Source organism: Microtetraspora sp. AC03309 (assembly GCF_020826795.1).
GTDB lineage: Bacteria > Actinomycetota > Actinomycetes > Streptosporangiales > Streptosporangiaceae > Microtetraspora > Microtetraspora glauca.
Genome location: NZ_JADDIL010000476.1, coordinates 1 through 479 on the forward strand (window position 1 = coordinate 1; position 479 = coordinate 479).

Below are 479 nucleotides of genomic sequence, written 5' to 3' on the forward strand. Positions count from 1 at the left end.
GCAAACGAAATGCGACGAAGGTGTAAGTGGTTGTCCGCTAGCTCGCCTGACAGGGATCTCGGTCGCCGCGTGGTCAGTCCAGGAGGTTTGTGCGCCGGGCCCGCATGCCACGGTGTAGTCACCGAACAACGGCACATAATCGATCTGTACATCCGCGCGAGCCGAATCGTCAGGCCGCACAAGGAATGCACCATCCATCTGCTCGAGCAGCACGCGGTGTGATGTTCCAGGATGTCCGGCCGAAGGCCCGAACCAACCGCGTAGCAAGCCAGGGAGCGCGTTGCCTGACGCGTCCGCCCGTGAAGCCACGGCGATGGCACCCTTGGCGAACGACGCGGCATACTCGACGCCGTCTGCCACGAACGGCACAGTGCCCTCCGGCAAATCGGGGTGCTGGCGTCGGTCCAGCCTGATCACGGGATGACCGTCGGAGAACGTAAGGCGACATGACCAAGTCTTCGTCGCGGCCGCCTCCTTGT

The 479-nt window shown here is 63.5% G+C and carries 1 protein-coding gene; it reads right to left on the reverse strand.

Features of this window, described 5'->3' with window-relative positions; translation table 11 throughout:
• The coding region (locus IMZ11_RS43920) for a hypothetical protein (RefSeq protein ID WP_228649663.1) at nucleotides 1-417 on the reverse strand (417 nt) is incomplete at its 3' end.
• Nucleotides 418-479: the final 62 nt, after the last annotated feature.